At 68.6% G+C, this 6474-nt stretch carries 7 protein-coding genes; 5 read left to right on the top strand and 2 right to left on the bottom strand.

Annotated elements, in window-relative coordinates; all coding sequences use genetic code 11:
* The 5 genes from VGO20_RS13145 to VGO20_RS13125 form a co-directional block, all read left to right on the top strand.
* The coding region (locus VGO20_RS13145) for a B12-binding domain-containing radical SAM protein (RefSeq protein ID WP_327502809.1) at nt 1-1217 on the top strand (1217 nt) is incomplete at its 5' end.
* Between the two features lie 73 nt (nt 1218-1290).
* Nucleotides 1291-2256, top strand: coding sequence for an agmatinase (locus VGO20_RS13140; protein WP_327502808.1), 966 nt, complete (start codon nt 1291-1293; stop codon nt 2254-2256).
* The gene (locus tag VGO20_RS13135; protein WP_327502807.1) at nt 2253-2954 is read left to right on the top strand and encodes a class I SAM-dependent methyltransferase; all 702 of its coding nucleotides are present in this window, start codon (nt 2253-2255) and stop codon (nt 2952-2954) included. Before VGO20_RS13140 ends, VGO20_RS13135 begins: the two co-directional genes overlap by 4 nt.
* Before the next feature lie 7 nt (nt 2955-2961).
* A complete protein-coding gene (locus tag VGO20_RS13130) occupies nt 2962-3873 on the top strand; it encodes a DMT family transporter (RefSeq protein ID WP_327502806.1) in 912 nt (303 codons plus the stop codon).
* Nucleotides 3863-5134, top strand: coding sequence for an ATP-grasp domain-containing protein (locus VGO20_RS13125; protein WP_327502805.1), 1272 nt, complete (start codon nt 3863-3865; stop codon nt 5132-5134). Before VGO20_RS13130 ends, VGO20_RS13125 begins: the two co-directional genes overlap by 11 nt.
* A 21-nt stretch (nt 5135-5155) precedes the next feature.
* On the opposite strand, the gene VGO20_RS13120 is transcribed toward VGO20_RS13125, so the two are convergent.
* Together VGO20_RS13120 and VGO20_RS13115 are read right to left on the bottom strand one after the other, a co-directional pair.
* Nucleotides 5156-5890 (bottom strand): UTRA domain-containing protein, encoded by a 735-nt coding sequence (locus tag VGO20_RS13120; RefSeq protein ID WP_327502804.1) that lies wholly within the window; start codon nt 5888-5890, stop codon nt 5156-5158.
* A partial coding sequence (locus VGO20_RS13115; RefSeq protein ID WP_327502803.1) for an amidohydrolase family protein occupies nt 5887-6474 on the bottom strand: 588 nt, incomplete at its 5' end. The genes VGO20_RS13115 and VGO20_RS13120, both read right to left, overlap by 4 nt.

Below are 6474 nucleotides of genomic sequence, written 5' to 3'. Positions count from 1 at the left end.
TCGAGGTGGCGGCCCTCAACCCGCGCATCGTCGGCTTCTCGGTGATCCAGATCCAGCGCAAGGCGACGCTGTGGTTCGCCCGCCATCTGAGGCCGCTGATCGATGGCAAGATCGTCGTCGGCGGCCCCGACGTCTCGACCTTCAAAGAAGAATACCTCAAGAACAACGACTACATTGACTACGGTTTCCTGAAGGAAGCCGAAACGACGATGCTGGACTTCCTGCGTGGCCAGAAAAAGGTCGAGGAGATCGACGGTGTCGTCTATCGGGACGAGGAGGGCAACATCAAGGTCAATGAGGCCCGCTACGACATCAGCCTCTCGGTGTTCCGCCCCGATTTCGACGACTACGACCTCGACAAGTTCCTGTTGCCGACCTTGCCGCTGTCGACGTCGCGGGGTTGCGCCTTCGCGAAATGCACCTTCTGCAATCACTACAAAACCTATTCCGGGTACTACAGCAACGATGCCAAGACCACGGTCGACAACATCGAGTACCTGGTGAAGCGTTACAACACGCGCTTCTTCCACTTCGTTGACGACATGCTGGAGGTGCACGAAGGGAAGGCGATCGCGGAAGAGCTGATCAAGCGCGACCTCGACGTCAACATCCTCACCTATGCCCGCTTCGAGCCGCAGTTCCTCGAGCCCGGAATCCTCGAGCTATGGCACAAGGCCGGCATCCGGGTCGTCGAGTGGGGGCTGGAGTCGGCTTCCCAGAAGGTGCTGAAGAAGATGATCAAGGGCGTGTCGATCCGGCAGGTCCAGGAGATCTTGAACATCAGCACCGAGAAGGGCATCGTGAACAAGCTGATGCTCTTCCACAACTACCCCGGCGAGACGGTCGACGACTTGAAGATGACGGTCGATTTCCTGCGCACCAACGTGCTGGCCAAGAAGGTGCGTCCGTTCTTCACGGTCCGCGGCAAGCTGGAGCTGCGCCTGTTCACGCCGCTGGAGATGGACTCGCGCGACCATTCCAAGTCGCCCTTCCGCAAGCGCTACGAACGGTCGAGTTCCTTCGACAGCCTGCTCGGCTACGCGGACGAGGACGACTACCCCAAGAAGACCGAGTACATCGAGGGGTTCATCAACGAGATGTCGGAGTATCTGAGCAAGAACAAGATATTCTCGACCAACGACGAGAACATGTCCCTCGACCTGCTGATCCTGGACCTCAAGAGGCGCGGATACGAGACGGTCATCAACGTGCAGTGACGTGCCGTAGCGACCCCCTCTCCCTCGCGACGGGAGAGGGGGCCTTCCTTCGCGCAACCATCCAAGGGCCCAGATGGAGAAGAGCCAGATCCAGGCGGCAAGCGAGCTGCAGTCGAGGGCGGCCGGCATCACCACCTTCATGAAGCTGCCGCACACCCGCGACCTCGCCGGGGTGGACGTCGCGGTGGTCGGCGTGCCCTTCGATTCCGGAGGCGCCATTCGGGTCGGGGCGCGGTTCGGGCCCGGCGCCATCCGGGAGCAGTCCAAGCTCTACCTGCGCCGGTTCCACCGCACCTTCGGCTTCACGCCGTTCGACGTCCTGAAGGTCGTCGACTACGGCGACACGCCGGTGATCCCCGAGCTGATCGAGACCAGCTTCGATCTCATCACGGGGGACGTGGCCCCGATCGTCGAGGCAGGCGCGGTGCCGCTCTCGCTCGGCGGCGACCACGCGGTGTCCCTGCCCCTGCTGCGCGCGGTGGCGCGCCGGCACGGCCCGCTCTCGCTGGTCCATTTCGACAGCCATCAGGACATCGTCGACAGCTACTACGGCGGCCGCGTGCGCTACAACAACGGGACGGTGTTCCGCCGGGCCGTCGAGGAAGGGCTGATCGATCCGTCCCGCTCGATCCAGCTCGGCATGAACGGGACCGTCTTCCCGGGGATGTTCCCGCAGGAGTCCGAGGCGCTGGGCTTCCAGGTGCTGCCGGTCGAGCGGGTGGCCGAGCTCGGCCCCGAGCGCACGGCCGCGGCCGTGCACGAGCGGGTGGGCGGTGCCAAGGTCTATCTTTCCTTCGACATCGACGTCATGGACGTCTCGGTCGCGCCCGGCACCGGCGCGCCGGAGGTCGGAGGCCTGTTCCCCCGCGAAGCGCTTGGCATCGTCCGCCGCCTCGCGGGGCTGGACTTCGCCGGCATCGACCTCGTCGAGGTCAATCCCCTGTTCGACGCCGCCAACATGACGTCCATCCTGGCGGCCAACCTCGTCTTCGAGTTCATAACCCTGCTCGCCATACGCAAACGGGACCAGCACGCATGACCGACACCGATATCCGTGCGAAATACGCCGACACCCGCCGGCAATGGGACGGCATGTACGATGCCGAGGCGGATGCGGCCATCTGGGGCGAGGACCCGGCCGCCTACGTCGTCGAGGACGTGGCGGCACTGTGGCGGCGCGACGGCGCGAAGCGCATCCTGGCGCTACCCTGCGGCGACGGCCGCAACATCCTGCCGCTCGCGGCGGAGTTCCCGGGGATCGTCGCCGCCGACGCTTCCGCCAACGCCCTGCGGATCCTCGAGCGCCGGCTGGTCCGCATCGGCGCGCCGCGCATCGCGACGTCGGTGGAGAACCTGTTCGGCACCAGCTTCGCCGACGGCGCCTTCAATGCCGTGCTGACCTGGGACGTGATCAGCCACCTGACGACGCCGGTCGACGCGGTGAGGGAGATGCTGCGCGTGCTGGCCCCGGGCGGCACGCTGGTCATGAACTTCTTCGCCGACGACGACGAGAACATCCGCGACGACAGCATGACGGAGGTGAGTCCGAACGAGCTGGTGTCGAAGACAGGTCTTTACTATCGTGCCTATGGACGCGCGGACGTCGAGGAGCTTGCGGCGGCCGTGCCGTCCAGGGAACATGAAATCAAGAAGATCACCTGGGAAGAGCAGCCGCACCAGGGTTATCGTGAATATGTCCATACTCACAAGGGATATGTTCTGACGTTGAGGAAGTGAGGCGCCATTGCGTTTCAAGGGAGTCTCCCTGGTCATCATCTTCGCGCTGTTCACGGCAGCCAAGGAGGTCGTGGCGGGGAATCTGGTCCAGGCCGCGGACCCGTCGCTCGTCGTGTTCGTCGCCTTCATGGTGACGGCATCTTTCTTCCACCTGTTCAACGCGGCCGGGAAGGTGCGGGCGGCGTGGGCAGGGCCGGGGGAATTGCGCGACCTCGCGGTCGTCAACCTGGCCAGCGCCGGGGCCTGGGGCATCCTGTTCTATGCGCTCCGGTACATCGAGCCGGCGGTCGTCAGCGCGATCATTGCGTCGGTGGGCCCGCTGCTCACCATCGTCTCCTACGCGATCGTGCGGTCGGGCGACCGGGTGCTGGCCAGCGACGTGTGGACCGGGGCCGGCATCCTGGCCGCGGTGCTCCTGCTGATCTGGACCACCGGCACCGGAGAGGCGATCGCGCCCGGGGCCGGCGCCTTCGCCGTCTGGACCTCGCTCGCGGCCTGCCTCGTGAGCGGTGCCGCGGTCGTGGCGACGACCGTATATTCCAAGCGCCTCTACCTCGCGGGCTGGACACCCGCGCGCCTGATGGCGCACCGCTTCTACCTGCTGATCCTGCTGGCGCTTGCCGACATGGTCTGGCGCGGGGTCGATCCTGGCGCCCAGCTCGCGCGTCACTGGCCGGTGATCGTCGTGATGGCCGTCGCCGGGATCGCGCTGCCGATCTACATCCTGCAGTTCGGCATCAAGCTGTCGAGCCCGGTCGAGGTGGCGGTCATCATCGCGATGACGCCGGTCTTCATCCTGGTCTTCCAGAACTTCGACGACCGGCTCGCCTTCAACCTCGCCCGCGTCGCCGGCGTCGGTCTCGTCACCCTCTTCGTGATCGCGAACATCTACATGCGGAGGCACCTGCATGCCCGGTGAGCGGCAGCCCGGCGAAACACGACTGTGCGCCATCGTGGACGCCTATTCCTCCGGCAGCCTGCTGCCGGGCATGCTGGCCGGGTACGGGGTCGACTGCGTGCACGTCCAGAGCACGCAGCCGATGCCGGCGGTCTACGCGCCATCCTTCCGCCCCGGCGACTTCCGCGCCAACGTGGTCCACTCCGGCAGCGTCGATGATACCGCCGCCGCGCTCCGGGCGCTCGGCGTCACCGACCTGCTGGTCGGGGCGGAGTGCGGAGTGCTGCTGTTCGACCGGCTCGCCGCGGCGCTGGACCTGCCCGGCAACGACCCGGCCCTGTCCCGCGCCCGGCGCGACAAGTACGAGATGCAGGAAACGCTGCGACGGGCCGGCCTCGACGCGATCGCGCAGGTCCGGTCCGGCGACCTCCAGCGGATCCTGGACTGGGCGCGCGCCGCCGGCCGGTGGCCGGTGGTCCTGAAGCCCCTCGACAGCGCCGGCTCCGACGGCGTCACCTTCTGCGACGACGAGCAGGAGGTCCGGCGCGCCTTCGGGGCGCTGATCGGCGTCACCAACCGGCTGGGCTCGCGCAACGACGAGGTGCTGGCGCAGGCCTACGTCAAGGGCCAGGAATACGTCGTGAACGCGGTGAGCCGGGACGGCCGGCCCTATTTCTCCGAGATCTGGCAGATCAACAAGACGCTGATGCCCGGCGGCAATCTCGTCTACGACCACGGCATCCTGCTGGACGCGCGCGGCCCGGTGCAGGACACGCTGACCGGCTATGTCGGCCGGGTGCTCGACGCGCTCGGCATCCGCAACGGCGCCAGCCATTCGGAGCTGATGCTGACCGACCGCGGGCCGGTCCTGATCGAGATCGGGGCCCGGCTCGCCGGCAGCATCTCGCACCGGACCACCGGCCGGGCGGTGGGATGCAGCCACGCGAGCCTGCTGGCCGAGGCATGGTTCGACGAGGACCGCTTCCGCGTGCGCAGCGCCGCTCCCTACCTGCGGCGCGAGCACGCGCGCTTCGTCAGCCTGATCTCGCGCCAGTCCGGAACGATCGCCGGGTTGAAGCGCCTGCACGACGTGTTCGAGCTGCCCTCCTTCTCCCAGGCGGTCAACTGCCCGAAGGCCGGCGACGCGATCCGCCCGACCGAGGACCTGTTCACGAGCCCCGGCCTGATCTATCTCGTCGATCCCGATCCCGGGGTGGTCGAGGCCGATCACCGCCGCATCCGCCAATGGGAGGCCGAGGGGTTCTTCGAGCTGGCGCCGTAGAACCTTGCCGGGACGACGCCGCTACGGCCCGCCCGGCGGCGTGATCGCGGTGCGCAGGCGGTAGTAGCGGCCGGGATGGGCGAAGCGGGCGTAGGTCACGACCCGCTCGCCCCGCCAGGTGCGCCGCTCCACGACGTAGAGGGCGTCGCGTCCGGCCAGGTCGAGCAGCCGCGCCTCCTCCTCGGTGGCGTTGGCGGCCGACATGACGTGCTCGGCGTCCGACCAGGCGACGTTCGCGAGCAGCCAGCGGCCCGGCGGCTCCGCCGTCAGGTCGGCATCGCGCGCGTCGGGCACCGCGTCGAGGTTGATCCAGCGGTCCTCGAGCTGGAAGGGCACGCCGTTGGCGTGGTGCAGGCACAAGACGTGCAGCGCATCGCGCCGCGCCGTCAGCCCGAGCTGCGCGCGCACGGCCGGGGGCGGGCGGACGACCTCCCGCCGCACCGCCTCGTAGCGGTAGGCGGCGCCCGTCTGGGCGATCTGCAGGTCGATGCGCGGGATGTCGAACAGGACGTTGCGCCCTTCCTGCAGCGCCACGCGCGTGCCCGCGCGCCGGCGGCGCTCCACCACCCCTTCGCTCGCGAGCTCGCGCAGGGAGCGGTGCACCGTCATGCGCGCGCAGCCGAACGCCTCGGCCAGTTCGGCTTCCGACGGGATGCGCTGGCCCGGCCGCCATTCGCCGGCCCGGATGCGGTCCAGGATCGCCCCCTTGACGCGCCGGTAGACCGGCTGCTCCTCCGTCCGGACCGAGGACGTCACAGTCCCTCGCGCAGTTCGTCGAGGGCGCGCCGGAAGGCCTGCCGGACGGCCTCGCCGCGGACGTGGCGGCCCTGCGTCACGATGTGCCGGCCGGCCGACCACACGTCGCGGACGATGTGGTCGTCCCCGGCGAACAGCCAGCCGTCGAGCACCCGGTCGCCCCCGTGGTCGGCGACGAGCAGCCCCGTCGGGTCCACTGCGACCAGGTCGGCCAAGCGTCCCGGCGCGATCGAGCCCGAGCCGCGGCCGAGCGCGCGGGCACCGCCGGCGAGCGCGTCCTCGTACAGCGCGCGGCCGGTCGAGCGGCCGTCGCGGGCGAACAGGTTGCGCCGCCGCCGGGTCAGGCGCTGGCCGTACTCCAGCAGGCGCAGTTCCTCGGCGAGCGCGATGCGGACGTTCGAGTCCGAGCCGATGCCGTAGAGCCCCCCCGCCTCGACGAAACGCTGCGCGTCGAACACGCCGTCGCCGAGATCGGCCTCCGTGATCGGGCAGAGCCCGGCGACGGCGCCCGAGCGGGCGAGCGCCACCGTCTCGCCGGGCACCATGTGGGTCGCGTGGACCAGGCACCAGCGCTCGTCGACCGG

Origin of the sequence: Arenibaculum sp., from assembly GCF_035998295.1 — a bacterium.
Lineage (GTDB): Bacteria > Pseudomonadota > Alphaproteobacteria > Azospirillales > Azospirillaceae > DASYHS01.
The sequence above is the reverse complement of the archived record's forward strand: the minus strand, read 5'-3'. Positions and strand labels throughout refer to the sequence as shown.